Annotated in this window: 22 protein-coding genes and 1 riboswitch; of the genes, 11 read left to right on the forward strand and 11 right to left on the reverse strand. The window is 63.2% G+C overall.

Translation table 11 applies throughout. The annotated features are described in order from the left end of the window. Positions 1 to 20: 20 nt before the first annotated feature. On the reverse strand, positions 21 to 1,043 hold the full coding sequence (locus QZ564_RS08460; RefSeq protein ID WP_297107763.1) for an NAD(P)H-quinone oxidoreductase: 1,023 nt from the start codon (positions 1,041 to 1,043) through the stop codon (positions 21 to 23). Between the two features lie 81 nt (positions 1,044 to 1,124). Here QZ564_RS08460 and QZ564_RS08465 point away from each other — a divergent pair, with 81 nt between their 5' ends. The 3 genes from QZ564_RS08465 to QZ564_RS08475 all read left to right on the forward strand — a co-directional run bounded on the left by QZ564_RS08465 (position 1,125) and on the right by QZ564_RS08475 (position 2,557). Continuing rightward, positions 1,125 to 1,307 carry a DUF1192 domain-containing protein gene (locus tag QZ564_RS08465; RefSeq protein ID WP_297107766.1) on the forward strand — a complete coding sequence of 61 codons (183 nt, stop codon included), beginning with the start codon at positions 1,125 to 1,127 and terminating at the stop codon, positions 1,305 to 1,307. 237 nt (positions 1,308 to 1,544) lie between these two features. Continuing rightward, positions 1,545 to 1,754 (forward strand): hypothetical protein, encoded by a 210-nt coding sequence (locus QZ564_RS08470; protein WP_297107768.1) that lies wholly within the window; start codon positions 1,545 to 1,547, stop codon positions 1,752 to 1,754. Positions 1,755 to 2,035: 281 nt separating this feature from the next. Further along, a complete protein-coding gene (locus tag QZ564_RS08475) occupies positions 2,036 to 2,557 on the forward strand; it encodes a DUF1465 family protein (RefSeq protein WP_297107771.1) in 522 nt (173 codons plus the stop codon). Positions 2,558 to 2,562: 5 nt separating this feature from the next. Here QZ564_RS08475 and QZ564_RS08480 read toward each other — a convergent pair whose 3' ends face one another. Continuing rightward, the gene (locus QZ564_RS08480; RefSeq protein ID WP_297107774.1) at positions 2,563 to 2,847 is read right to left on the reverse strand and encodes a YciI family protein; all 285 of its coding nucleotides are present in this window, start codon (positions 2,845 to 2,847) and stop codon (positions 2,563 to 2,565) included. A 69-nt stretch (positions 2,848 to 2,916) separates the two neighbouring features. Next, a complete protein-coding gene (rpmE, locus tag QZ564_RS08485) occupies positions 2,917 to 3,138 on the reverse strand; it encodes a 50S ribosomal protein L31 (RefSeq protein ID WP_220304708.1) in 222 nt (73 codons plus the stop codon). A gap of 237 nt (positions 3,139 to 3,375) precedes the next feature. Here rpmE and QZ564_RS08490 point away from each other — a divergent pair, with 237 nt between their 5' ends. Then, positions 3,376 to 5,193, forward strand: a complete 1,818-nt coding sequence (locus tag QZ564_RS08490) for an ABC transporter transmembrane domain-containing protein (RefSeq protein WP_297107784.1) — start codon at positions 3,376 to 3,378, stop codon at positions 5,191 to 5,193. A 17-nt stretch (positions 5,194 to 5,210) separates the two neighbouring features. Here the strand turns inward: QZ564_RS08490 and QZ564_RS08495 are convergent, their stop codons facing one another. Continuing rightward, positions 5,211 to 5,906, reverse strand: coding sequence for a thiamine diphosphokinase (locus QZ564_RS08495; protein WP_297107787.1), 696 nt, complete (start codon positions 5,904 to 5,906; stop codon positions 5,211 to 5,213). 27 nt (positions 5,907 to 5,933) lie between these two features. Continuing rightward, a riboswitch (TPP riboswitch) is annotated at positions 5,934 to 6,032 on the forward strand. Between the two features lie 72 nt (positions 6,033 to 6,104). Between QZ564_RS08495 and thiB the strand changes: the two genes are divergently transcribed. From thiB to QZ564_RS08510, 3 genes are all read left to right on the forward strand, one after another. After that, positions 6,105 to 7,109: a thiamine ABC transporter substrate binding subunit gene (gene thiB / locus QZ564_RS08500; RefSeq protein WP_297107790.1), complete on the forward strand. Its 1,005-nt coding sequence runs from the start codon at positions 6,105 to 6,107 to the stop codon at positions 7,107 to 7,109. 189 nt (positions 7,110 to 7,298) lie between these two features. Further along, positions 7,299 to 8,909 carry a hypothetical protein gene (locus tag QZ564_RS08505; RefSeq protein WP_297107793.1) on the forward strand — a complete coding sequence of 537 codons (1,611 nt, stop codon included), beginning with the start codon at positions 7,299 to 7,301 and terminating at the stop codon, positions 8,907 to 8,909. Beyond that, complete coding sequence (locus tag QZ564_RS08510; protein ID WP_297107796.1) at positions 8,893 to 9,531, forward strand: ATP-binding cassette domain-containing protein; 639 nt, start codon at positions 8,893 to 8,895, stop codon at positions 9,529 to 9,531. Before QZ564_RS08505 ends, QZ564_RS08510 begins: the two co-directional genes overlap by 17 nt. A gap of 27 nt (positions 9,532 to 9,558) precedes the next feature. Here the strand turns inward: QZ564_RS08510 and QZ564_RS08515 are convergent, their stop codons facing one another. Together QZ564_RS08515 and QZ564_RS08520 are read right to left on the reverse strand one after the other, a co-directional pair. After that, positions 9,559 to 11,595, reverse strand: coding sequence for a hypothetical protein (locus QZ564_RS08515; protein WP_297107800.1), 2,037 nt, complete (start codon positions 11,593 to 11,595; stop codon positions 9,559 to 9,561). Between the two features lie 48 nt (positions 11,596 to 11,643). Next, positions 11,644 to 12,933 carry an adenylosuccinate synthase gene (locus QZ564_RS08520; RefSeq protein ID WP_297107803.1) on the reverse strand — a complete coding sequence of 430 codons (1,290 nt, stop codon included), beginning with the start codon at positions 12,931 to 12,933 and terminating at the stop codon, positions 11,644 to 11,646. A gap of 153 nt (positions 12,934 to 13,086) precedes the next feature. On the opposite strand from QZ564_RS08520, the gene QZ564_RS08525 reads away from it, so the two are divergent. Further along, positions 13,087 to 14,046, forward strand: a complete 960-nt coding sequence (locus QZ564_RS08525; RefSeq protein ID WP_297107806.1) for a DMT family transporter — start codon at positions 13,087 to 13,089, stop codon at positions 14,044 to 14,046. A 93-nt stretch (positions 14,047 to 14,139) separates the two neighbouring features. Next, positions 14,140 to 14,559: a hypothetical protein gene (locus tag QZ564_RS08530; RefSeq protein ID WP_297107808.1), complete on the forward strand. Its 420-nt coding sequence runs from the start codon at positions 14,140 to 14,142 to the stop codon at positions 14,557 to 14,559. Between the two features lie 27 nt (positions 14,560 to 14,586). Here QZ564_RS08530 and serA read toward each other — a convergent pair whose 3' ends face one another. Together serA and QZ564_RS08540 are read right to left on the reverse strand one after the other, a co-directional pair. Beyond that, positions 14,587 to 16,170 (reverse strand): phosphoglycerate dehydrogenase, encoded by a 1,584-nt coding sequence (serA, locus tag QZ564_RS08535; RefSeq protein ID WP_297107812.1) that lies wholly within the window; start codon positions 16,168 to 16,170, stop codon positions 14,587 to 14,589. Positions 16,171 to 16,285: 115 nt separating this feature from the next. Continuing rightward, entirely contained in the window at positions 16,286 to 17,467 is a 1,182-nt protein-coding gene (locus QZ564_RS08540; protein ID WP_297107815.1) for a phosphoserine transaminase, read from the reverse strand. Positions 17,468 to 17,782: 315 nt separating this feature from the next. Here QZ564_RS08540 and QZ564_RS08545 point away from each other — a divergent pair, with 315 nt between their 5' ends. Together QZ564_RS08545 and QZ564_RS08550 are read left to right on the forward strand one after the other, a co-directional pair. Next, positions 17,783 to 19,081 (forward strand): MFS transporter, encoded by a 1,299-nt coding sequence (locus tag QZ564_RS08545; RefSeq protein WP_297107818.1) that lies wholly within the window; start codon positions 17,783 to 17,785, stop codon positions 19,079 to 19,081. Between the two features lie 125 nt (positions 19,082 to 19,206). Further along, positions 19,207 to 20,511, forward strand: a complete 1,305-nt coding sequence (locus QZ564_RS08550) for a sorbosone dehydrogenase family protein (protein WP_297107821.1) — start codon at positions 19,207 to 19,209, stop codon at positions 20,509 to 20,511. 65 nt (positions 20,512 to 20,576) lie between these two features. On the opposite strand, the gene denD is transcribed toward QZ564_RS08550, so the two are convergent. From denD to glmM, 3 genes are all read right to left on the reverse strand, one after another. Further along, positions 20,577 to 21,563 carry a D-erythronate dehydrogenase gene (denD, locus tag QZ564_RS08555; protein ID WP_297107824.1) on the reverse strand — a complete coding sequence of 329 codons (987 nt, stop codon included), beginning with the start codon at positions 21,561 to 21,563 and terminating at the stop codon, positions 20,577 to 20,579. Positions 21,564 to 21,697: 134 nt separating this feature from the next. Further along, positions 21,698 to 22,426: a hypothetical protein gene (locus tag QZ564_RS08560; protein WP_297107827.1), complete on the reverse strand. Its 729-nt coding sequence runs from the start codon at positions 22,424 to 22,426 to the stop codon at positions 21,698 to 21,700. A 177-nt stretch (positions 22,427 to 22,603) separates the two neighbouring features. Beyond that, a partial coding sequence (gene glmM, locus QZ564_RS08565; RefSeq protein ID WP_297107830.1) for a phosphoglucosamine mutase occupies positions 22,604 to 23,611 on the reverse strand: 1,008 nt, incomplete at its 5' end.

The following is a 23,611-nucleotide window of genomic DNA, read 5'->3' on the forward strand; positions in this document are numbered from 1 at the left end:
ATACCGCCTTGCCGCAACGGCTAACTGGTCATTTGTTCAGCGCCGAAATCGGTGACGAGCACCAGCTTGCCGCGATGGCGGCGTGTCTCCATCTCGGCATGCGCCTGCGCCGCCGACGCCAGCGGAAAGGTTCTGATCTCGGGCTTGATCCAGTCCGGAGCAGCCAGCGCGGGCAGAAAGGTTGCGCGGATATGGGCGGCGATCTCCGCCTTGGTCTCAGGGCTTTGCGGGCGCAAGGTGGAGCCGGACAGGGTCAGGTCCTTGGCCATCATCATGCGCAGGGGCACCGTGGCATTGGCGCCCTCAAGGGTCGAGACCTGGACGATGTGGCCGCCACGGGCCGAGGCCGCGATATTGACGGCCGCCAGCGCCCCGCCGACCAGATCGACAATACGGTCGGCACCGCGCCCATCGGTCAATTCCATGACCCGGTTGGCGATATTTTCCCGGGTGCGATCGATCACGGCGATGGCGCCGAGCCGCCCGCAATAATCGGCCTTGTCGGCGTCAGATACGACGGCAATGGCCCGTGCACCCAGAATGGTACAGATCTGGATGGCTGCGCCGCCGATGCCGCCGGCGCCGCCATGCACAAGCACGGTCATGCCCGGCTCAAGGCCGGCCCGCATGACCAGGGTCTGGGTGACGGTGAACCAGGTTTCGGGCAGAGCGGCCGCTTCGGCGAGGCTCCAGCCCTGCGGCACGGGCAGCACCTGACCGAAGGGCACCGAGACATATTCGGCATAGCCGCCGCCATTGGTCAGCGCCATGACGGGGTCCCCCACGGCCAATCCCGTGGCCTGCTCGCCAAGCGCCGCGACGATCCCCGCCACTTCCAGGCCAGGCAAGGGCGACGCGCCAGGAGGCGGCGCGTAATGCCCGCGCCTTTGCGCCAGGTCCGGCCCGTTGATACCGGCGGAGGCTACCTGGATCAGCACGTCGCGCGGGCCGATCTCCGGCAGCGGCTCGATGCAAGGGGTCAGCACCTCGGGGCCGCCTGGGCCGGCGATGCAGATGGCGGTCATGGTCTTTGGCAAGTTCATGCCCAATGCTGGCGCAAGCCGGCTTGCCGGGCAAGATCGCTCGGCTAAACTTGTTCGCCGTTGTTTTGTGAGGATTGCGCCATGGAAGAGGAAGACCGCAAACGCCCCGTCAGCCACGAGGTCGGAATGAACCTTGATGCGCTGTCCGTGGAAGAATTGCAGGACCGCATTGGCCTGCTGGAAGCCGAAATCGCCCGGCTCAGGGCTGCCATGGCGGCCAAAGGCGATTCCCGCAGGGCCGCGGAAGCCGCGTTCAAGTTTTGAGACACCCATTTCGTGATGGCACCAAAGGCACCATTGTGCCGTTACGGCTCCGCGCTTGTTAAGTTTAACAAGGCGTTATCATTTGAAGAGCTTCGCAGCTCGGGCAGGATGGCCGGGTGCGTGGAGGAAGACATGCAGGACGGCTCGGTCCCGAGAGCCTTCCATCCGACCTTTGGCGAATAGACAAAGCCCGGGCCCGGCCTGCATTTCGAGGTAAGCTTTGGAGGAGTTGCCAAGATGGTGCGGCAGGATGATGTAATTCTGGAAGGTGTCAGGGCGGCCGAACTTGCCTGTCTCAATGCCTTGGCCCGCGGTGAGGCGCTGAGCCGGCGCAGCGATGTCGCGCCGCTTTATGCCAAGGGCTGGGTGGAACTGGCCGGCGACCAGCCGATCATCACCCTGACCGGGCGGACCCTTCTGGATCACCCGCCAACAGCGTTACGCTGAGTTCAACGGGCACGGTTAAGAAATCGAGTCCTGTTAAGCTCAAATTAATGTTTGGGCGGTAACGTCTCATTATTCAGACTTGTTCTGGATTTTTCAGAGTGGTTTCTCCCTCTGTTTGACGCCTCCCTGTTAACTTCGAGAGCTGCAACCCTGCGGCTCTTTTTCTTTTTTGGGCCGTGTGTTGCGGCGCCACGCTTCAACCACAAAATTAACAATACTGGCACCGCATGGATGACCACCGGAACGCCCGGGGTTAGCATGTTCCGGTTGGAGGAAACGGCGTGGCCGAAACCGGTGAAACCAGGGATGCGGTATCGTTGGGCCCGCGCATTGTCGCGTCGGGGAGCTTTGATGCGCTCTACCGCGAAGGCATGGCCCTGATCGAGGCGGTCGCCGCCTATCTCGATGCGGAAGGCCGGATCGAAAGCCGGGTACTGCCGCGCGAGGCCGGTTTTCTCTACGCCACCGAATCCATGCGCCTGACCACACGGCTGATGCAACTGGCATCCTGGCTGCTGCTGCAGCGAGCGGTCAATGAAGGCGAGATCAGCCGCGAGAACGCCCGCTCGGAGAAGGAGAAGGTCAAGTTCTCCGCCACGCCGTCACAGCGCGGCGGGCCGGGCTATGACGAGCTCCCGCAGACCTTGCGCGACTTCATCGACAAGGGTGACCGGCTGTTCGACCGGGTGATGCAGCTCGATACGCTGGAAAAGGGCGACCTGCCGGCAATGGCACCGGGCCAGGCCAATGGCGTGGCGGATCAACTTTCCCGCCTCAAGGCCGCCTTCGGTCGGGCTGATTGAGCCTTCTAACCCTTGAGCATTTCCAGACCTGAAGTGGTGCGGCTGAGCACGATTTCGGTCACCTCATACACCGCCACCCCGGCCGTCACGAATGGATCGGAGGCCACCAGCGCCTCGAGCGCCAAGCGCTCGCCACGCGCCAGGATAACGCCGCCGGCTCGAGGCTCCTTGCGGCCCGAGGCCAGAAAAACGCCGCTGTCATAGCCGCCGGCCACCCAGTCCATATGCGGGGCAACATGCTTGTCCACTTCGCTCAAGGGCGCGGTGTAGGCCAGCGACAGGATGAACATGGCCAGCTCCAGGCAAGACAAAGCCCGGCGCGATGGCCGGGCTCTGCACAAAAACGAAATCGGGTCGGCTTAGATGCCGAGGCCCTTGAAGCGCTCCTTGAAGCGCGACACGCGGCCACCGCGGTCCATCAGCTGGCCCGTGCCGCCGGTCCAGGCGGGGTGGGTCTTGGGGTCGATGTCGAGCTGCAGCGTGTCGCCTTCCTTGCCCCAGGTCGAGCGGGTCTGGTAGGTGGTGCCGTCGGTCATGACCACGTTGATGGTGTGGTAGTCGGGGTGGATATCGGTCTTCATGGCCTTGCCTCAAATCAAACGGGCGCCGCGGCGCCCGGAGAGCATCAATCTGGTGTTGGGCGGCTTGTTACAGCAGAAGCGCGGCTTCTGCAAGGGCGCAGAATGCGTTGTGCATTCAGATGGGCCACGCGGCAATATTGCCCCCCTCGGCGCGGTTGCGGGCTCCGGGGCCAGCCCCTATATGGGGGCGGTCAGCGGCTGCGGCCGATCCCTCAGTGAGAACGGCGTGTTCCAGCCATGACAGATCAGGCCGTTCCGGCACAAGCCAATCCTGAAAAGATCGTCTCCGAAGTCCGCGCTGCCCCGCGCCAGCTTCAGCCCCTGCGCCGTTTGGTGCCGTTTCTGCTGCGCTATCCTGTGCGGCTATCTCTGACTGTCGTCTTCCTGCTGATCTCGGCCATTTCCTCGCTGGCCATTCCCGCCATTCTGGGCGGTGCGATCGACGAAGGCTTTGTCGCGCAGAATATTGACATGGTGGGCCAATATGGCTGGCTGATCATCGGTATCGCCGCAATCATGGCCGTCGCCAGCGGCGCACGCTTCTATTTCATCTCGGTCATTGGCGAGCGGGTCGTGGCCGATCTCCGGCAGGCCGTGTTCTCCCATCTGCTGCGCCTCGAGACCCGCTATTTCGACACCCACAGGGTGGGCGAACTGACCAGCCGCCTCAATGGCGACACCGTCTCGATCCGCAACGCGGTCGGGTCCAGCTTCTCGCTGGCCCTGCGCTCCATGGTCACCATTATCGGCGCGCTGATCATGATGATCCTGACCAGCCCGGTCCTCACCCTGGGGGTGGTTGTGGCGCTGCCCGCCATTCTCATTCCGGTCATGGTCTATGCCCGGCGCCTGCGTGGCATGTCGCGTCGGACGCAGGATGCGCTGGCGGACCTGTCGGCCATGGCAACCGAAATGCTGGGGGCCAACCGGACGGTCAAGGCCTTCACCCAGGAAGAGGTGCAGGCGGTCCATTACAATGCAAGCAGCGAAACCAGCTATCGGGCCGAGGTCAAGCGCCTGGGGGCTCGCGCCTTTCTGGTGGGTCTGGTGATTTTCCTGGGCACGGCTTCGCTGGTGGGCCTCGTCTGGTGGGGCGCCCGCTCGGTTTTCGAGGGCTCGGTTACGGCGGGACAATTGGCCCAGTTCCTCGTTTATGCGCTCATGGCCTCGGGTGCCCTCACCAATGTGTCCGAAGTGCTGGGCAATCTGCAAAGCGTGGCCGGCGCCACTGAACGCCTCACCGAAATCCTCGATACCGATGCCGAGATTGTCGATCCGGTTACTCCCGTCGCTTTGCCCGAGCCGCCGCTGGGCACCGTGGCTTTCGACCAGGTCAGCTTTTCCTATAGCGGGCCAGGCGGCGAGAATGTTCTCGACAATGTCAGTTTCTCGGTCGGCAAGGGCGAGACAGTCGCGCTGGTCGGACCCTCAGGTTCGGGCAAGTCGACGACCCTGTCGCTCCTGCAGCGCTTCTACGATGTTCATGCGGGAAGTGTTTCGGTCGATGGCGTGGATATTCGCAAGCTGAAACTCAGCGATCTGCGGCAGCGCTTTGCCTATGTCGAGCAGGAGCCGATCATCTTTGCCGGTACCATTGCCGAGAACATCCGCTTCGGTAAGCCCGATGCGGGAATGGACGAGGTGGTCGCGGCCGCCAAAGCGGCGCTCGTGGACGATTTCGTCGCTGATCTGCCCAAGGGCTACGACACGGTGGTGGGCGAGCGGGGCGTCATGCTCTCCGGTGGACAGAAGCAGCGACTGGCCATTGCCCGCGCCATTCTCAAGAACGCGCCCATTCTGTTGCTCGACGAGGCGACGTCGGCGCTCGACGCGCGATCCGAGCAATTGGTGCAATTGGCGCTGGAGCATCTGATGGCCGGGCGCACCACGCTGGTCATCGCGCATAGGCTGGCCACCATTCGCGATGCCGACACTATCCTGGTGCTCGACGGCGGCAAGATCATCGACCAGGGCACGCATGACGAACTTGTCGCCAAGGGCGGACGCTATGCCGAGCTGGCCAAATTGCAGTTCCGGCTGGGCGAGGCGGTTTAGGACCAGCGCCCGCCGCGTCACTCCCGCGCGGTGCAAATCTCCATCAGATCCCACAACCGCTCCCGCCCCAGGATCAGCAGCCAGGGCGTGTCGTCTTTCGGCACGATCTCGACGCGGCCGCCTGTCCCCTCATTGGAGGTGCCGAGCCGACCGGCGGGGTCGAGGAGCAGATCGTTCATCGGGTAGAAAAGGCCCTCGGTTCGCTCAAACACAATCGGCACCAGGGGGTGCACAGAAATGCGTTCCCTGGGAGTGGCCTCAAAGGCAAACGATCCCGATACCGCCAGCGCCACGTCCGTCTCATCGACCAGAATGACGCGCCGCCTGTGAGCCACTTCATGCAGGGCGCTGAGCGCAGCCAGGGTGTGGTCCAGGCGTTTGCCGGTCATGCCCAGGGCCAGCGTCACCGGGGCGCTGGTGGAGTAGAGTGCCTTCTGGAAATCGGTGGTGATCTGTTCGGGAATGTGAATGACCCGGGTGCGCTCTTCCCAAGCTGCACGGTCCTCGATCGAATCAAGATCGCCCAGGATGGCCTCGGGCACGAGACCTGCCGCACCAATGGCGTTGGCGCCGCCATCGGCAGCGACAAGCGCCACATTGCGGGCCGCAAGGTCGCGTAGCAGCGTGAAATCAGCAGTGCCTCCGCCGACGATGGCGAGCGGGCGATCAAAGCTCAGCAGGGTCTGTTCTGTTGACTGAATGGGGGATTGCACTCGGGGTTATCTCTCAATATGGTCCGCACCGTCTCGCTGGGGTGTTCCGGTTGCCGCCGGAGCTGAGAGTTACCCATAGAACCTGAACCAGGTCATGCTGGCGGAGGAAGTTCGAGATGGCAAGGGTGCCCTCGCGCGTCCTATACCATTGACACATCCCTTCACCCATGGCCGCACACCGAACGAAGGGAGACCATCATGGTCAAATCCTCCTCGCTGGCGTTTGCGGTCCTTTTTGCCGGACTTTCCGGCACCGCACTCGCTCAGGACAAGCCGACCCTCACCATCTACACCTATGATGGCTTTGCCTCCGAATGGGGCCCAGGCGTGCCCCTCAAGGAGGGCTTTGAAGCCACTTGCAACTGCACGGTCAACTGGGTCGCTGCCGACAGCTCCATTGGCACCCTGCGCAAGGTGCAGCTTGAGGGCGAGAGCACCGAGGCCGATATCATTCTGGGTCTCGATACAGCTATTGCCGGGGAAGCGCGTGAAACTGGGCTGTTCGCCGAGCATGGCCTGGAGCTCAGCCATCTCGACCTGCCGGGTGAGTGGACTGACGCGCAATTCGTGCCCTTCGACTATTCGCATTTCGCCTTCATGTGGGACACCGACACCATGGAGGCGCCGCCGGCTTCGTTCGAAGAGCTGATTGCGCTCGATGACGACATCAAGATCGCCATCCAGGACCCGCGTTCGGCAACGCCTGGGCTCGGGCTCCTGCTCTGGGTCAAGGCCGCCTATGGCGACCGTGCGCCCGAAATCTGGGCTGGTCTCAAGCCGCACATCCTCACCATCACGCGGGAGTGGAGCGAGAGCTATTCGCTGTTCCTGGATGGCGAAGCCGACATGGTGCTGTCCTACACCACCTCGCCAGCCTATCATATCTTCGATGCGGATGATCACACCATCAAGGCGGCGATGTTCGAAGAGGGACATTTCCCGCAGATCGAGGTGGCCGGCATCCTCAAGTCGTCCGACCAGCAGGATCTGGCGCGCGATTTCCTGGCCTATCTGACTTCGGTTGAAGGCCAGAGCGTCATCCCGACCACCAATTGGATGTTCCCGGTGGTGGATCTGGGTGCTGACCTCGATCCGGCCTTTGAAAGCCTGCCGCAGCCGGACAAGACACTGACGCTGGACGAGGCCGAGATCACGGCCAATTCGGCGGCCTGGATCGACGAGATGCTCGCGGCGGTGCAGTAGCATGCATCGCATGCCTGGTGTCACCCCACCCTCTTTCCTTCTTCCCTCAAATCTCTCCACCGGAGAGATTTGCCCTGCGGGACGGCTCGAAGCCCATCAAGGGGAGGGAGGCGAAGGGTCGTGCCGCCTGCGCTCATCGTCTCCCTCCCCCTCGTGGGGAGGGATCAAGGGTGGGGGTGGCCTCGCCAGGTGGCTGGTATTCTGACAATGCTGACCCTCCCACGCCGCCCCATCCGCGTCGCGTCGGCCGCGATCCTCACGCTCGCCATCGCAGCGCTGATCGCGGCGGTGTTGTGGGCGATCCTGGCGGCGGCCACTGATGCATCCGGCGGATCGCGCATCGACATCGCTCACCTGTTGCGCATGACAGCGCTGCAGGCGGGGCTGACCATGGTGCTGTCGCTGCTGGTCGGCACGGCTCTGGCCTGGGCGCTTAACCGATTGCGCTTTTTCGGGCGCGATCTCGTGGTGGGCCTGTTTGCCGCGGCCATCGTCACGCCGGGCATGGTGGTGGCCTTTGGCCTGCTCTCGATCTGGGGCCGCAATGGCTGGATCAACCAGATCGCCGACACCTTATTCGGCATCACCTTTGACAGTCCGGCCTATGGCCTATCGGGTATCCTGCTGGCGCATGTCGTTCTGGACGGGGCATTTGCCGCCCGCATCCTGCTGGCTCGGCTCGATGCCATTCCTCAAAGCCGGCTTAAAATGGGACAGTCGCTTGGTTTGTCGGCCTGGAAGCGTTTTGCGCTCATTGATTGGCCGGCTTTGCGCGGCAGCCTGCCGGGGCTGGGGGCCATCATTTTCCTTTTGGCCTTCACCAGCTTCCCGATCGTCCTGCTGCTCGGCGGTGGGCCGGCTAACCAGACATTGGAAGTGGCCATCTATACCGCCGTGCGGCTCGATTTCGATCTCGTCGGAGCGGTGCGGCTGGCCCTGACCCAGATTGCCGTATGCTCCCTCGTCATTGTCGTGGCCTCGGCCTTTTCTCCGATTCCTTCGGCACTCGGCCGGTCGGTCCAACCGCGGTGGCGGGATGCGGCACCGGTCAGGGCCTTGCAGTGGTTCACTTTGGCCTTGGGGGCGATTGGCTTCGCGCTGCCGCTTGTTTCGGTGCTCTACGATGGCTTGGGTGCCGGGCTGGTGCGGGTGCTCGGCCAGGCAAGCTTCTGGTGGTCGACCCTGACCAGCATCAGCATCGGCGCCAGTTCCGCGCTTCTGACGCTGGTGCTCGCGCTGGTCCTGGCTTTGGGGCGCAGCGCCGTTGAGCATCGGGTGGCCAGAACGGTGTTGAATATCCCGGCCTATGCCTATCTTGCCGTCCCGGCGGTGGTGTTGTCGCTTGGCTTCTTCCTTTTGGTCCGCGCCTCGGGTGTCAGTGTAAGCCTGGCCGCGCCGATTGTGGTGGTGATTGCCAACAGCCTTTTGTCGCTGCCTTTTGCTATCGCCACGCTCGGCCCGCCGCTCGATGCCATCATGCGCACGCGCGGCAAGCTGATCCGGTCGCTGGGGCTGTCTGGCTGGCACCAATTCAGCCGGATCGAGTATCCGCTGCTCGGGCGCGACATCGGGCTGATGCTGGCTCTGGCCTTCTGCTTTTCGCTCGGAGACCTGGGGGTCATTGCCCTCTTCGGTACGCAGGATTTCCAGACCCTGCCGCTGCTGATGTATCGTGCGCTGGGCTCTTACAAGACCAATGATGCCGCCGCGATCGCGGCCCTGCTGCTGATCTTCACCATCGCTGCCTTTGTCGGGCTGCCGCGCCTTGTCGAAAGAATCGCCCATGCTCCGCGCCGATAATCTCGTCTTTGCCCATCCAGGGCAGAGAACGCCCTACCGATTCACTCTTGAGGCCCGGCCCGGTGAGGTGACGGCAGTGTCCGGCGCCAGCGGCTCGGGCAAGTCGACCCTGCTCGATCTGCTGGCCGGTTTCCTGCAACCCGCCAGCGGATCGCTTGACCTGGACGGACTGGCATTGTTGCCGCTGCCGCCGGAACGTCGCCCCGTCTCGCTGCTGCTGCAGGCGGATAATCTCTTTGAGCATTTGAGCGCGTCGGAAAATGTGGCGCTTGGTCTGCCCCGCGACATTGACAAGGCATCGGCGCGGGAGCGGATTGCTGCGGCCCTTGCCGAGGTCGGCCTGTCCGGCTTTGAGACGCAATTGGCGGCCAATCTCTCGGGCGGGCAGAAGCAGCGTGTGGCGCTGGCCCGGACCTTGCTGCGCGACCGGCCGGTGCTGCTGCTCGATGAGCCGTTCTCGGCGCTGGACGACGAAACCCGCCGGACCACTCGTGACCTGGTCGGCGAGCTGACGCGTCGTCACGGTTGGCACACGGTGCTGGTGAGCCACCACGCCGACGACATTGCCGCTCTGGCCAGCCGTCACTATCGGATCGTCGAGGGGAAGCTGGAGCGCGTCTAGCCCCTCAATCCTCCCTCGCTACTGGTCCTACTGGGCCCAGGCGGTCAGGACGCGATCAAACAGGGCCTGTGCATCCTCATCCTTTTCCAGGGTGAGAATGGCGTTGCGTCCGGTGCCATAGACAATTGCCAGGTCCATCCAGCGGCGCGTGTCGAGCAGCTCGGTATTGGCGGCCAAATCGTCCGGCGAGGCGCTAAGGGCGAACAGGAAAGTATTGCCCACGATCCGCGCCGATGCACCGGCCAGAGCCGTGCCGGGAACCAGTTCTTCGTCCTTGAGCAGCACACCGGCCAAGCTCGAAATCGATCCGCCGATGAAGGTGTCAGACACATTGAAGCTGATTTCCATCAGATGGCTGGCCGGCAGGCTGGGGTCGATATTCTTCCGGATGAGGATGGAGACGCTCATATTGCGCGCCGGGATGCTCGCATTGGCCTGCAGGGTGGGTTGTCCGATCTCGTCGGTGCCCTCGGTCCATTCCACTGTGCCCGAGAAGGGAACTGTGCTCGCCTGGCCGCCGGTCGAGGCCTCCAGCAACAGGGATTGATTGCCGGCCAGATCGACCGGATCGACGCTGGCTGCCGGATCGCTGGTTGCAGCAATCGAGGTGTCCTCGCCCGACAGGCGCTCTTCAGTTTTGACCTCGCCGGTGCCAATCGAAGGCAGCACGGTCTCGGTGCCCGTGGGGGTCACCGGCTCAGGTGTCGGCTCAAGGCGATCTTCGCTGGTCGCTTCGAGCGCGCTCGTCGGTTCGGTGGCGGTGGTGGTCGCCGTATTGCCGGGACCGGAAGCGGCTTCTTCGCCCGTTTGCGGCGCGGTCGGCGTACTATCCATGGTGGGAACGGCCGGCTGTTCCACCGTTTGCGGTTGCACCACGGCGGTCTGGCTGCGGCCGAACATCTGGTCGAGATCGACATAACCTTCACGCCAGGCCCAGAACCCGGCGCCACCGACACCCGCCAGCAGCAGCGCAAAAACGATCAGGAAAATGGTCAAGCCGGCGCCCGAACGCCGTTCGGCGCCCGCGGGATCGAAACTGGCGTCGGCCTCGGGGTCGGGCGTGGCGGTGGCGTCAGGTTCGGCATGATCCGGCAGGGGCTCGGTCGGTTCGCCCCGGGCCTCGCGATCCAGCGTTTCTATGGCGCGTTCGATAGCCCCTTCGGCCGCCCGCGCATCATCCTGCTCCACCTCGACTTCGCGCACCGCGGAAAGGGCCGGGTCCACCGGAATGGGCGGATCGATCAGCACCGGCTCGGTGCTGATGGCCTGGCTGGCCAGCGCCGTGCTGCCCATGACAGGCTCGACGCGCGGTGCCAGGGAGACCGGGGTGACCGAAGCTGCCGGCTTGACCGTCTGTTCTGCTGCCGGGCCGCGGGACATGAAAGGGAAGCCCCGTGCCGGACGGGGCGGTTCCACCGGTGCTTCAGCCGCCTTGGTTGCGGCGTGCCCGGGCGCCCCGGCTTCGCTCACATCCTCATTGGCGGTGACTTTGGCGCCGCTGGTCTCTGCGGCCTGGGCAATGATGTCTTCGATAGAGGTTGGCGCGCTGGAGGCAGTCTTTGCCTCAGCATCCTGCGTGTCGGGCGCTCGCTCCTCTGATGCGGCGGTATCGGACACCGGCGGCAAGGGTTGCACGGCATCGGATTTGACCGCTTCGGAGTCCGCCTCGGGTTCGTCGGATATTGCCGGCTCGGGCCCGATTGCGGTGTCGGGCGCTGCGTCGCTTTCGTCCTCTGCGGGGGGCGGAGCGGCCGGAGCGGGCGAGGGGGGCGGTGTCGGTTCGGAGCGCGGTGGAACGGCCGCCGGCGCAGCACGCGCGCTCAGCGGACCTTCCCGTCCCAGGCTGATCACCGCTTCACTGGCTTCCTGTTCGACCTGGCGAATGCAGTCTTCGAGCTGCAGGCGATGCTGGGTGATGTCGCGTGCGGGCAGAGGAGGCTGAATGGCGCGCAACTGGCCGACCAGGGCCGAACGCGCCTTTTCATAGACCGCGCGCCGCGCGGCCCCGTTATTCTCCGGAAGCGCCGAGATCGCCCGACGCAACAGCTCCTTGTAATCCGCCATCGGCTACTTGGTACTCACTCTTGCAGCGCAGTCTTGTATCAAAATTTCCTAATCTTGGAATGGGTCTACCACAAGGATGGTATCCGCGCGCTCCGGGCTGGTCGACAGCAGAGCCACCGGCGCCCCGATCAGCTCCTCGATATAGCGGACATATTTGACCGCCTGAGCCGGCAGTTCGGCCCAGGAACGGGCGCCCGCGGTGGTTTCCGACCAACCTTCGAGCGTCTCGTAGATGGGCTTAACCCGTGCCTGTGCCCCCATTGAGGCAGGCAAATAATCAATGCGTGATCCATCCAGCTCATAGCCGACGCAGACCTTGATCTCCTTGAGGCCATCGAGAACGTCGAGCTTGGTCAGGGCGATGCCGGTAATGCCCGATGTCCGGACGGTCTGGCGCACCAGCACGGCGTCGAACCACCCGCAACGGCGCGGACGGCCGGTGTTGACGCCGACTTCACGGCCGACAACTGCGAGGTGCTTGCCGATCTCGTCATCCAGTTCGCAGGGGAAGGGGCCTTCGCCTACGCGGGTCGTGTAAGCTTTGGTGATACCCAGCACATAATCAATGGCCGTGGGGCCAAGTCCCGACCCGGCCGCGGCCTGACCGGCGACGGTATTGGAGGAGGTCACGAAGGGATAGGTGCCGTGGTCATTGTCGAGCAGGGCCCCCTGGGCCCCTTCGAACAGAATGCGGGCGCCCTCGCGGCGCTTCTGGTCGAGCACGCGCCAGACCTGATCCATGAAGGGCAGAATTTCGGCGGCAATGGTGCTCAGCTCGGTGTGAATGGTGTCGGCCGAAATTTCGGTCAGGCCCATGCCGCGGCGGAGCGCATTGTGGTGGGTCAACAGCCGCTCGATCTTGGGCATCAGCGTATCGGGTTCGGAAAGGTCGACCAGGCGGATGGCGCGACGACCGACCTTGTCCTCATAGGCCGGGCCGATGCCGCGGCGGGTGGTGCCGATCTTGAGGCCGGAATTGGCGTCTTCCCGAATGCCATCCAGTTCGCGGTGCAGCGACAGAATCAGCGGCGCGTTGTCGGCGATGCGCAGCACTTCGGGCGTGATATTGACGCCCTGGCCGCGCAGCTTTTCCATCTCCTGGACAAAGTGGTGCGGGTCGACGACCACGCCATTGCCGATCACCGAGAGCTTGCCCTGGACCAGGCCTGACGGCAGCAGGGCCAGCTTGTAGCTGACGCCGTCGATGACCAGCGTGTGGCCGGCATTGTGGCCACCATGGAACCGCACCACCACGTCGGCGCGCTCCGAAAGCCAGTCCACGATCTTGCCCTTGCCCTCGTCGCCCCATTGCGAGCCGACGACAACCACATTCGCCATATTTCAGTCTTCCCCAAACAAGGCACACGAAAAGGACCGGCGCAAAGCAGGTCCACGATGATCGGACGTTAGGTCCCCCCGGCCGGCTTTGTCGGGTTTGATTGCGGCCGAATAACTGATAAGTCCGATTGTCCTTACATCACCCGGGCGACGATGACAAAGCCGCAACATGAGCAAAGTAGCGGCTTTTTCGCCCGCGTTCTGGAACAGCCTTATCTGCTACTGGTGCTGGCGCCGTTGTTCTGGGGCGGCAATGTGGTGGCCGCCAAGCTCACCGTTGGGCAAATCGACCCATTTTTGCTGCTGGCCAGCCGTTGCGTTCTGGCGACCAGCTTCATCCTGCCCTTCGCCTGGCCCCATCTGAAAGGGGATTGGGATGTGGTGCGCCGGCATTGGCTGGTGCTGATGGCCTATGGCGCGGTCGGCTACGCGCTGTTCAACGGTTTTCTCTATCTGGGGCTGCAAACCACCACGGCGGTCAACTCGGCGATCGAGCAGGGCTCGCTGCCCATGCTCATTTTGGGCGCCAATTTCATCATCTTCCGGGTACGGGCCAAGCTGATCCAGATCCTCGGCGTATTGCTGGCCATAACCGGGGTGGCTCTTACGGCAACCCATGGTGATCTGGGGCGGATCGTGACGCTCGACATCAATATCGGCGACGGTTTTGTCATGCTCGCCTGCCTGGCATACACCAGCTACACCCTGGCGCTGCGCTTCCGCCCCAAGATGCATATCTTGAGCTTCATGGCGGTGAGCTTTTCCGGTGCGGCGATTACCGCGGTGATCATGCTGGCCTTCTCGCCGGGTGGGCTGGGGCAGGTGGCAACGCTGGGTTCGGCGCCGCCGGTGGTCTGGGCCGTCATCGCCTATGTGGCGATCTTTCCGTCGATGTTCAGCCAGGTCGCCTATGCGCGCGGCGTCGAGCTGGTCGGCGCCAACCGCGCTGCGCCCAGCCACAACCTCATCCCGGTCTTCGGGACGCTGGGCTCGGTGATCATCCTTGGCGAAACGCTCGAAGCCTATCATTTCATCGCCGCCGCTATCATCTTCAGCGGCATCCTGCTGGCGGAGTGGGCGGCGCGTCGCAGCGCTCTACGCAGTTCTCCGTAATTGCCATTGGCATGTCGCTGTGTTCCTTCTTTGTTCGAAGGGAGATTGCTTATGTCGATGATGATAATTGTGTTTTCCAATCGGACTGCGAGCATGCGCGAGTGGCAGGCCGGCCTTGATGCGGACGGCTTTGACCTGCTGCTCTACCAATCGGCAGTTTTCGAGGAGTTGAGCGGTTTCCTGCCCGTTCGACTGGATGGGGCGGGGACCGGATTTGAAGTCTTCCACGAAGATTGTGCCGCCCTTGTCAGCGAACTCGGCGAGGAAGGTTGGGACGTTGGCGGACCCTGGCAGTATGCCATGTCGTTCTATTTCGGCGGAGATTCTCGAGAGCTCATTTCGGTCCTTGCGGCAGCAGGCAGCTATGCTCGGATAACCGGGGGCATCGTCTTTGACGGTGAGGAGGCCAAGGTGCAGCAGCCAGCAGAGGTCCTCGAAGAGGCGCGGCGCCTTCGTGATAGCTACAAGGATAAGTTGGGCGCCCCGCGATATGAATGGCGGGACGCCCAATAGGTGTGCATTTGAGAGACCACCGCGGCCCTAGAAGCTGAGCGCTTTGGCCTGCTTGACGCCTTCGAGGCCGGCGATCTGCCCAAGCTGGTCGCCGGTCAGGGTGCCGTCGATGGAAACCAGGGCAATGGCATCGCCGCCCACTTCGGCGCGGCCGAGGTTGAAGTTGGCGATGTTGATGCCCAGCGTGCCCAGAATGGTGCCGAGGCGGCCGATATGGCCTGGCTTGTCTTCATTGGTGACATAGAGCATGTGCGGGGTGATCTCCGCTTCCATGTTGATGTCCTTGACCTGGATGATGCGCGGCTTGCCATTGGCGAACAGTGTGCCGGCCACGCCGCGGGTCTGGCGCTCCGTCGTCACCGTCAGACGGATATAGCCCTCATAGGCGCCCTGCTGGTCGCGATTGGTGGTCTCGACGACGATGCCGCGATCCTTGGCGATCTGGGGCGCCGAAACCATGTTGATGTCGCCCAGCGAGGGCTTCAAGACACCATTGATGGCGGCGGCCACCATGGGGCGGGTGTTGAGGCCGGCCGGAGTGCCTTCGAATTCGAGCTTGATGCCCGAAATGGCGGTCTCCGTCAGCTGGCCGGCAAAGGAACCCAGGGCCTCGGCAAGCTTGACCCAGGGGGTGATGATCGGGGCTTCCTCGGCCGAGATGGACGGGAAGTTGAGCGCATTGGTAATCTCGCCGGTCATGAGATAGGCCGAAATCTGCTCTGCCACCTGCAGTGCCACATTCTCCTGCGCTTCTGTGGTCGAAGCGCCCAGGTGGGGGGTGCAGATCACGTTGGGCAGCTCGAACAGCGGGTTGTTCTGGGCCGGTTCCTCAAGGAACACGTCGAGTGCCGCACCGGCAACCTGACCGGACTTGAGCGCTTCGTAGAGCGCGGCTTCATCGATCAGGCCGCCGCGGGCGCAATTGATGATGCGAACACCCTTCTTGGTCTTGGCCAGGGTTTCCGCATTGAGGATATTGCGGGTGGCGTCGATCAGCGGGGTGTGCAGGGTGATGAAGTCGGCCCGGGCCAGCAGATCGTTCAGCTCGACCTTTTCCACGCCCAGTTCCACGGCGCGTTCCGGGGTGAGGAACGGGTCATAGGCGATGACCTTCATCTTGAGACCCTGGGCGCGGTCGGCAACGATCGAGCCGATATTGCCCGCCCCGATCAGACCCAGCGTCTTGTGGGTGACTTCGACACCCATGAAGCGGTTCTTTTCCCACTTGCTGGCGCGGGTCGAGGCGTCAGCCTCCGGCAGCTGGCGGGCCAGGGCCATCATCATGGCAATGGCATGTTCGGCGGTGGTGATGGAATTGCCGAAGGGCGTGTTCATCACAATGATGCCCTTCTTGGTGGCGGCAGGGATATCGACATTGTCGACACCGATACCGGCGCGACCGATGACCTTGAGATTGGTGGCGGCCGAAAGGATCTTTTCGGTGACCTTGGTGGCCGAGCGGATGGCCAGGCCATCATATTGGCCGATGACTTCGAACAGCTTGTCCTTGTCCTTGCCCAGATCGGGCAGGTAGTCGACCTCGACGCCATTGTCCTTGAAGATCTGGACGGCGGTGGGGCTCAGCTTGTCGGAAACGAGAACTTTGGGCATTAGGGCATCCCTTCGGGATAAGCGAATAGCGAATGGGGAACGGCGGGTAGGCAAGAGGGGCGGGGAAGCAGCGGTGCGACTATTCGCTACTCGCTACCTCCCTATTCGCTCCGCCTCACGCAGCAGCCTTGAGAGCAGCTTTTTCCTGAGCGTAGGCCCAGTCGAGCCACGGGGTCAGCTTTTCGAGATCGGCGGATTCGACAGTCGAACCGGTCCAGATGCGCAGGCCCGTCGGCGCGTCGCGATAGCCGCCGATGTCATAGGCCACGCCTTCCTTTTCGAGACGCGAGACGATGGCCTTGGCAAAGGCGGCCTGAGCGTCGGCGTCCAGCGCATTGACCTCGGGGTCGGCGATCACCAAGCACACCGAGGTATTGGAGCGCTCATCTTCCTTCTTGGCGAGGAAATCGACCCAATCGGTCTTGGCAACCCAGTCGGCCAGCACCTTGGCGTTTGCGTCGGCGCGGGCCTGCATGGCCTTGAGACCACCGATCTCGATACCCCATTGCATGGCATCCACCGCGTCTTCGATGCAGAGCATGGAGACGGTGTTGATGGTTTCGGCCTTGAAGATGCCCTCGATCAGCTTGCCGCCCTTGGTCATGCGGAAGATTTTCGGCAGCGGGCGGTCGGGCTTGTAAGTTTCAAGCCGCTCGACGGCGCGGGGCGAGAGGATCAAGACGCCATGGGCAGCCTCGCCACCCAGAGCCTTCTGCCAGGAGAAGGTGACGACGTCGAGCTTGGCGAAGTCGAGATTCTGCGCGAAGGCGGCCGAGGTGGCATCGCAGATGGTCAGGCCCTGGCGGTCAGCGGGGATCCAGTCGGCGTTCGGCACGCGCACGCCCGAGGTGGTGCCGTTCCAGGTGAAGACCACGTCGCGGGTGAAATCGACCGCATTGAGGTCCGGCAGTTCGCCATAGGGGGCTTCGAGCACGCGGACATCGGGGAGCTTCAATTGCTTTTGCACATCGGTGACCCAGCCGGCGCCGAAGCTTTCCCAGGCCAGCATGTCGACGCCCCGTGCGCCCAGAGCGCTCCAAAGGAACATCTCCACCGCGCCGGTATCGGAGGCGGGAACAATGCCGATACGATAATCAGCAGGGACTTCGAGCAATTCGCGGGTGAGGTCGATGGCCTGCTGGATGCGCGCCTTGGCAGGCTTGGCGCGGTGCGAGCGACCGGTCAGCGCGCCAGAAAGCGCCTCAATTGTCCAACCCGGACGTTTGGAACAGGGACCCGAAGAAAAATTTGGATTAGCCGGTTTGACCGCCGGTGCGGTTTGGGGCGTATCAGCCATATCACGCGGCCCTCCCAGGCCTATTGTCTCGCGTTAGGGCGAGATGTCCTGAGGCCGCAAATACGCCTGCACCGCGGCGCCGTCAAATGGAATCTGAATCGACCAAGGGTCTTGGCTGGAGCGCCGTCCGGCGCGCGGAACCCATGCGCGCCCTGGTCATTGACGACAGATGTTCTTGCAACTGGTGCATCTGGCCGGTCGGGGTTTGGAGCAAGCGCGCGAAGCGTGCATGATCGGCGGGTCGAACCAGTACCGGCTATCGCCCAGCCGGGGGCAACTGGCATATGAGCGGGAGGCGAATCAAGGCAGGTGAACATGCCCGGGAATACAATCCTCTCTCCAATGCTGGCCGCTGGCGCCATTCTGCTCAGCGTGGCGCTGCTGATCACGGGCAATGGCCTGCAGGTCATGCTGCTGCCCATTCGCGGGGGGTTGGAAGGCTTTTCGGCCTTCGAGGTTGGGCTTCTGGGTTCGGGATATTTCCTGGGCTTCGTGGCCGGCTGTGCCGCCACGCCGCTGCTGATCATGCGGGCAGGGCATATCCGCACCTTTGCGGCGCTGGTGTCCATCGCCTCGGCGGCCGCCCTTGGCTATCCCATCGCCGTTGATTCGATCATCTGGATCGGTCTGCGCCTGATCACCGGCTTCTGCCTGGCCGGTCTCTATCTGGTGGTGGAGAGCTGGCTTAACGACCAGGCCACCAATGAAACCCGCGGCATGCTGATCTCCACCTATGTCACGGTCAATTTCACCGTCATCACGCTGGGTCAGATGCTGGTGACCCTGTTCCGCCCGGATAGCTTCGTGCTGTTCTCGATCGCCTCGGTGCTGGTGTCGCTGGCCGCAGTGCCCATTGTCATGACCCGCTCAAGCCAGCCCGCGCCGATCACCATTGTCCGCTTCCGCCCGGTGCGCATGTTCCGGCTCTCGCCCACCGGCACGGTCTCCATCTTCCTGATCGGCATGGCCACCGGCTCCTTCTGGTCGCTCGGGCCGGCCTATGCGAGCCAGGCCAGCGGCAGCATTCGCGATGCGGCCCTGTTCATGAGCGCGGCCGTTCTGGGCGGGGCGGTCCTGCAATGGCCGGCGGGCAAGATTTCGGACTCCATGGATCGGCGGCAGGTGTTGATCGGGCTGGCGCTGTTTTCCATTCTCGCCGGTGGCGTTCTGGCGGTCATGCCGTTCGCGCCCTGGCCCTGGCTGGCTGTGGGATTTGCCTTTGGCGCGGGCCTATTGCCTTGCTACGCCATTGCGGCGGCCCATATTTTCGACTTCGCCGACCGGGCCGACTATGTCGAGGTATCGGCAGGACTCCTGCTGCTCAACGGTATCGGCGCGACGATCGGGCCGCTCCTCTCCTCGCTCAGCTTCGAGCTGGTGGGGCCCGCCGGCATTTTCGTGACCAATGGCGTGGTCTTCGCCATTCTGGTCGCCTTTGTTGCGGTGCGCTTGGCGCGGCGCGAAGGCCTGCCCGAGGAGGAGAAGCACAATTTCGACCTGGGCACGAGCGCCGCGGTTTCGGTGGTGGCCGACGAGGAGGCCATTCAGTTGAGCGATCTGGTGATCGAGGACCCTGTCGAGACCCAGAATGCACCAACCGATCCGGTACCTTAGGTTCGCGGCAGCCCGTTTTGCTGCAAAATCCGCGCTTTAAATCATACCAGCGTCTGGCCCTTGGCGGACAAAGCCATTAGCTTGGCGCCAATTCCAGATTCCACGTTTCTGTACCGAGATTATCCATGGCCGAGTCTTCCCTTTTCGCCCGCATCGTAGCCCTTGTTGGCGGGGCCGCTGTCGCCATCCGCCATGCCGGAGACGGTCCCAAGCCGCATGCTTTCGGCACCGCGCCGTCCATTCCCGACGCCAAGCCGCAGGGCAAGATTCCCACGCTGAAAATGCCGACGGCCAAGGGCTGGGAAGGCAATCACATGCCCACCCCGGCCGCCGGTCTCAAGGTCAATGCCTTCGCGCGCAAGCTGGTGCATCCGCGCAATATGCACGTGCTGCCCAATGGCGATGTGCTGGTGGCCGAGTCCATGGGTGAGGAAGGCAGCGGTCCGCGCTCGCTGTTCGACCATGCGATGCACGCGACCATGAAGCGCGCGCGTGCCGCGGGCAAGAGCCCCAATCGCGTGACCCTGCTGCGCGATGCCGATGGCGATGGGGTCGCCGAACAGAGCCACGCCTATATCGAGAATGTCCGCCAGCCCTTTGGCATCGTGCTGATCGGCGACACGCTCTATGTCGGTGCGTCCGATGCCGTGCTCGCCTATCCCTATGTGGAAGGTGAGACCAGGATTACCACCCCGGGCAAGAAGCTGATGGACCTGATCCCGGGCGGCCATTGGACGCGTAATCTCATCGCCTCCAAGGATGGCACCAAGCTCTATGTGGCCGTGGGCTCGCTGAGCAATATTGGCGACCACGGCATGGCCGCGGAAGAAAACCGGGCCTGTATCCATGAACTGGATCTGACCACGGGCCAGTCGCGCGTTTTTGCGGGCGGCCTGCGCAATCCGGTCGGTATGGCTTGGGAGCCGACGACCGGACAGTTGTGGACGGTGGTCAATGAGCGCGATGGGTTGGGCGACGAAACCCCGCCGGACTATCTGACCTCGGTGGTGGATGGCGGCTTTTACGGCTGGCCCTATTGCTATTGGAACCGCATCGTGGACGACCGGGTGCCGCAGGATGCTGCCAAGGTGGCGAGCGCGCTGCAGCCGGATTATGCCCTGGGTGGACATACCGCATCCCTGGGCCTGTGCTGGCTGCCGGAGGGCACCCTGCCGGGCTTTCCAGCCGGCATGGCCATCGGCCAGCACGGCTCCTGGAACCGCTCCAAGCTCTCGGGTTACAAGCTGGCCTTCGTCGAGTTCAAGGATGGCAAGCCGGTGGGCATGCCGCGCGAAATCCTGAGCAATTTCCTGTCGCCGGACGAGAACTATTCCTATGGCCGGCCGGTCGGCGTGGCCCTGGCCAAAGATGGCGCTGTGCTGATGGCTGACGATGTGGGCGATGTCATCTGGCGCGTCACCGGCGCCTGAGGCCAAAAAGCCGCCAAAAATTGGGGCGCCGCAGCAGGTCTGCGGCGCCCATTTTTACGCCCGGATCAGCCTGGCAGTCTGCCGCCCAGCTCATCCTCGATATGGGTGCGCACAATATCGTCGAAGCTGGTTTCGGCCCGAAACCCCAGTTCCAAGGCGCGCCGCGTATCGAAATTCTGCGGCCAACCGGCCACGATGCGAGCAATGGTCTGGTCCGGTTCGCGCCGAATGAGCCGCACGGCCGCCGGGCCGGCAAAGCGCTCAAGCGCGGCAATTTCCTCGGCAATGGTGGCCGAGAGGCCGGGCATGGTCAGCGTCCGCCGTTGCCCAAGCGGAGCCGTATCGAGGCGCGCTGCATGGAGCAGAAAGTCGATTGCGGCGCGCGGACTGGCGAACCAGTGGCGGACTGTCTCGTCAACCGGGAGCACGGCCTCCATGCCATTGAGTGGCTCGCGGATGATGCCCGAGAAGAAACCCGAGGCCGCCTTGTTGGGCTTGCCGGGACGGACCACAATGGTGGGCAGGCGGATGCCGATGCCATCCACGAAGCCGCGCCGTGAATAGTCGGCCAGCAGAAGCTCGCAAATGGCCTTCTGGGTGCCATAGCTGGTGAGCGGGGTATGCGCCATGTGGTCGGGTATGGCCGGGGGCAGGGGTTCGCCAAACACGGCGATGGACGAGGTGAAAACCAGACGCGGGCAATAGGGCTCGTCTGTGTCCTGCTGCCGAATGGCTTCAAGGAGAAGACGCGTGCCGTCCAGATTGATGGCATAGCCTTTGTCGAAATCGGCTTCTGCCTCGCCGGAAACGATCGCCGCCAGGTGGAAGATGAGCTCGGGTCGTCCCTCGATCAGCCTGTCGGCGGCGCCCGGAACGGACAGGTCGAGCGCCAGTGTGGAGGTGGGAATATCCGTTGGCGGCGCGTCGGGCGCCACGATATCGACCAGTGTCAGGCGTTCAATCGGCTTGTCGCCAATGCCACTAGAGGCGATCAGTGCGGCGGTCAGCTTCCGCCCCACCATGCCGGCGGCGCCAATAATCAGAATATGCATGCAAGGACCCTCCCGGTGCCATTGAGCATTGGCCGATGGCAAAGGTCCAGAGGGCAGCAACAAGAAGGGCCGGTGTCTTCTGACACCGGCCCGATGCAGTCAGGGGGCGGAGGTGGCCGTCCGCCACCATTGCCTTAGTTGAAACGGTAGCGGACCGTGCCGCGCACTTCGTGGACCCAGTTGTTGTCAACCGAGAAGGGGAAGGCGGCAGTCGTGTTTTCGATGCGGTTGATATAGAGGGCGCGATAGCCGACATCGGCAACCACCTGGCCGAAATCATAGCCGACACCCACCATGCCGGCGGCTGCCAGGCTGGTGTTCTGGCTGCGCGATTCAGCGCCGAGCGGGTCGGTTACGACCGCGTCGTTGAAGGCAATACCGGCACCGGCGCCGACATAACCGAATGCGCCACCGGCGGCGCCATAGCCATCGCCGAAGCCGAAATCATAATAGGCATTGGCCAGCAGCACGCTGGAGCGGAGCGACAGGCTGTGGACGCCATCGACCAGCGGCCCACCGCCATCATTGATGGTGGCGCGCATGCCATTATTGCCCAGATAGTCATAGGTGGCGTCGAAGCGCAGCCCGGTTCCGGTTTCAAAGCCGGCGCCGACACCGACCGAATAGCCATAGCCGAAGCCATCAATGGCATAGCGCGATGGCGTTGCTGTTGGGTGGTTGACCTCATGCGCCCACATCAGGTTCGCCCCAGCGCTGCCGCGCAGGTAGAACGAGCCGGAATAGCCGTAGTCCACATCAGGGATTTCAATGACGGGGGGATAGTAGGGCAGATCTGCTGCAACAGCTTGCCCTGCAATCATGGTCGCTCCTGCGACCAGCATTGCGGCGGTTAGGTTACGCATGACGAAGGTCCTTTGGTTGCCACGACACCAAGTCGATTGCGACCAATATCCGGCAAACTTCTTAAGGCCCACTTAACCTAAAGATTTAACCCTAATCCCGCGTCAATCACGATCGTTTACAAACGATTACTGCGCTTTCTACTTCTTATTGATTTGGCAATATTTCAGCTGCCGGGGTCAGCCGACCTGACGGATGGCAGCCTCGATCTGCCCCACCACTGTTTCCACCAGCATGGCGTCGTCGGCCTCGCCCATGACGCGGATGACCGGTTCGGTGCCCGAGGCCCGTACGACCAGGCGCCCGCCATCGCCCAGCATTGCCTGACCATCGGCGATCGCCTGGATGACCTGCTTATGTTCGAGCGGCTTGCCGGCCTTGAACTTCACGCTGCGCAGCAGCTGCGGCACCTTCTCGAAGCGGGCGCAGATTTCCGAGATCGGCCGTCCCATCTGCTTGAGCACGGCCAGCAATTGCAGGGCCGCCACCAGGCCATCCCCCGTGGTAGTAAAATCGGAGAGAATGATATGTCCCGATTGCTCGCCGCCGACATTGAAGCCCTTGGCGCGCATGGCTTCGAGCACGTAACGGTCGCCCACCTGGGTGCGCTCCAGCGTCAGGCCCAGCTTGCTCAGGTGCCGTTCGAGCCCGAGATTGGACATGACCGTGGCCACGATGCCGCCGCCGACCAGCATCTGGCGTTCCATCCAGCTCTCGGCGATGACCGCCATGAACTGGTCGCCATCGACCACATGGCCCTTTTCGTCGATGATGATCACCCGGTCGGCGTCGCCATCCAGCGCAATGCCGATATCGGCGCGCACTTCCTTGACCTTGGCGGCAACGGCCTCGGGTGCGGTGGACCCAACCTTATAGTTGATGTTGAAGCCGTCCGGCTCAGCGCCGATGGTGAAGACTTCCGCGCCCAGTTCCCATAGCGCGACCGGCGCCACCTTGTAGGCCGCCCCATTGGCGCAGTCGAGCACCACGCGCAGGCCCGAAAGGTCGATGTTCCGGGGCAGGGTGCGCTTGGCATATTCGATATAGCGGGTGCGGGCTTCCTCGTCGCGATGGGCGCGGCCGATGTCGCGGCCCTTGGCGAGAAACCGCGTCATGTCGCTGTCGATCAGCTTTTCGATCTCCAGCTCCAGCTCATCGCTGAGCTTGTAGCCATCGGGGCGGAACAG

The sequence above is a fragment of the uncultured Devosia sp. genome, assembly GCF_913055165.1.
Classification (GTDB): domain Bacteria; phylum Pseudomonadota; class Alphaproteobacteria; order Rhizobiales; family Devosiaceae; genus Devosia.

Bases quoted from the DNA above. Each gene is read 5' to 3' on its own strand.
- QZ564_RS08470 (WP_297107768.1), top strand. From the start codon at position 1,545: ATGGTGCGGCAGGATGATGTAATTCTGGAAGGTGTCAGGGCGGCCGAA.
- thiB (WP_297107790.1), top strand. From the start codon at position 6,105: ATGGTCAAATCCTCCTCGCTGGCGTTTGCGGTCCTTTTTGCCGGACTT.
- QZ564_RS08490 (WP_297107784.1), top strand. From the start codon at position 3,376: ATGACAGATCAGGCCGTTCCGGCACAAGCCAATCCTGAAAAGATCGTC.
- QZ564_RS08560 (WP_297107827.1), bottom strand. From the start codon at position 22,426: ATGCGTAACCTAACCGCCGCAATGCTGGTCGCAGGAGCGACCATGATT.
- QZ564_RS08480 (WP_297107774.1), bottom strand. From the start codon at position 2,847: ATGTTCATCCTGTCGCTGGCCTACACCGCGCCCTTGAGCGAAGTGGAC.
- QZ564_RS08545 (WP_297107818.1), top strand. From the start codon at position 17,783: ATGCCCGGGAATACAATCCTCTCTCCAATGCTGGCCGCTGGCGCCATT.
- denD (WP_297107824.1), bottom strand. From the start codon at position 21,563: ATGCATATTCTGATTATTGGCGCCGCCGGCATGGTGGGGCGGAAGCTG.
- QZ564_RS08530 (WP_297107808.1), top strand. From the start codon at position 14,140: ATGCGCGAGTGGCAGGCCGGCCTTGATGCGGACGGCTTTGACCTGCTG.
- QZ564_RS08510 (WP_297107796.1), top strand. From the start codon at position 8,893: ATGCTCCGCGCCGATAATCTCGTCTTTGCCCATCCAGGGCAGAGAACG.
- QZ564_RS08540 (WP_297107815.1), bottom strand. From the start codon at position 17,467: ATGGCTGATACGCCCCAAACCGCACCGGCGGTCAAACCGGCTAATCCA.
- QZ564_RS08520 (WP_297107803.1), bottom strand. From the start codon at position 12,933: ATGGCGAATGTGGTTGTCGTCGGCTCGCAATGGGGCGACGAGGGCAAG.
- serA (WP_297107812.1), bottom strand. From the start codon at position 16,170: ATGCCCAAAGTTCTCGTTTCCGACAAGCTGAGCCCCACCGCCGTCCAG.
- rpmE (WP_220304708.1), bottom strand. From the start codon at position 3,138: ATGAAGACCGATATCCACCCCGACTACCACACCATCAACGTGGTCATG.
- QZ564_RS08550 (WP_297107821.1), top strand. From the start codon at position 19,207: ATGGCCGAGTCTTCCCTTTTCGCCCGCATCGTAGCCCTTGTTGGCGGG.
- QZ564_RS08525 (WP_297107806.1), top strand. From the start codon at position 13,087: ATGACAAAGCCGCAACATGAGCAAAGTAGCGGCTTTTTCGCCCGCGTT.
- QZ564_RS08515 (WP_297107800.1), bottom strand. From the start codon at position 11,595: ATGGCGGATTACAAGGAGCTGTTGCGTCGGGCGATCTCGGCGCTTCCG.
- QZ564_RS08465 (WP_297107766.1), top strand. From the start codon at position 1,125: ATGGAAGAGGAAGACCGCAAACGCCCCGTCAGCCACGAGGTCGGAATG.
- QZ564_RS08460 (WP_297107763.1), bottom strand. From the start codon at position 1,043: ATGAACTTGCCAAAGACCATGACCGCCATCTGCATCGCCGGCCCAGGC.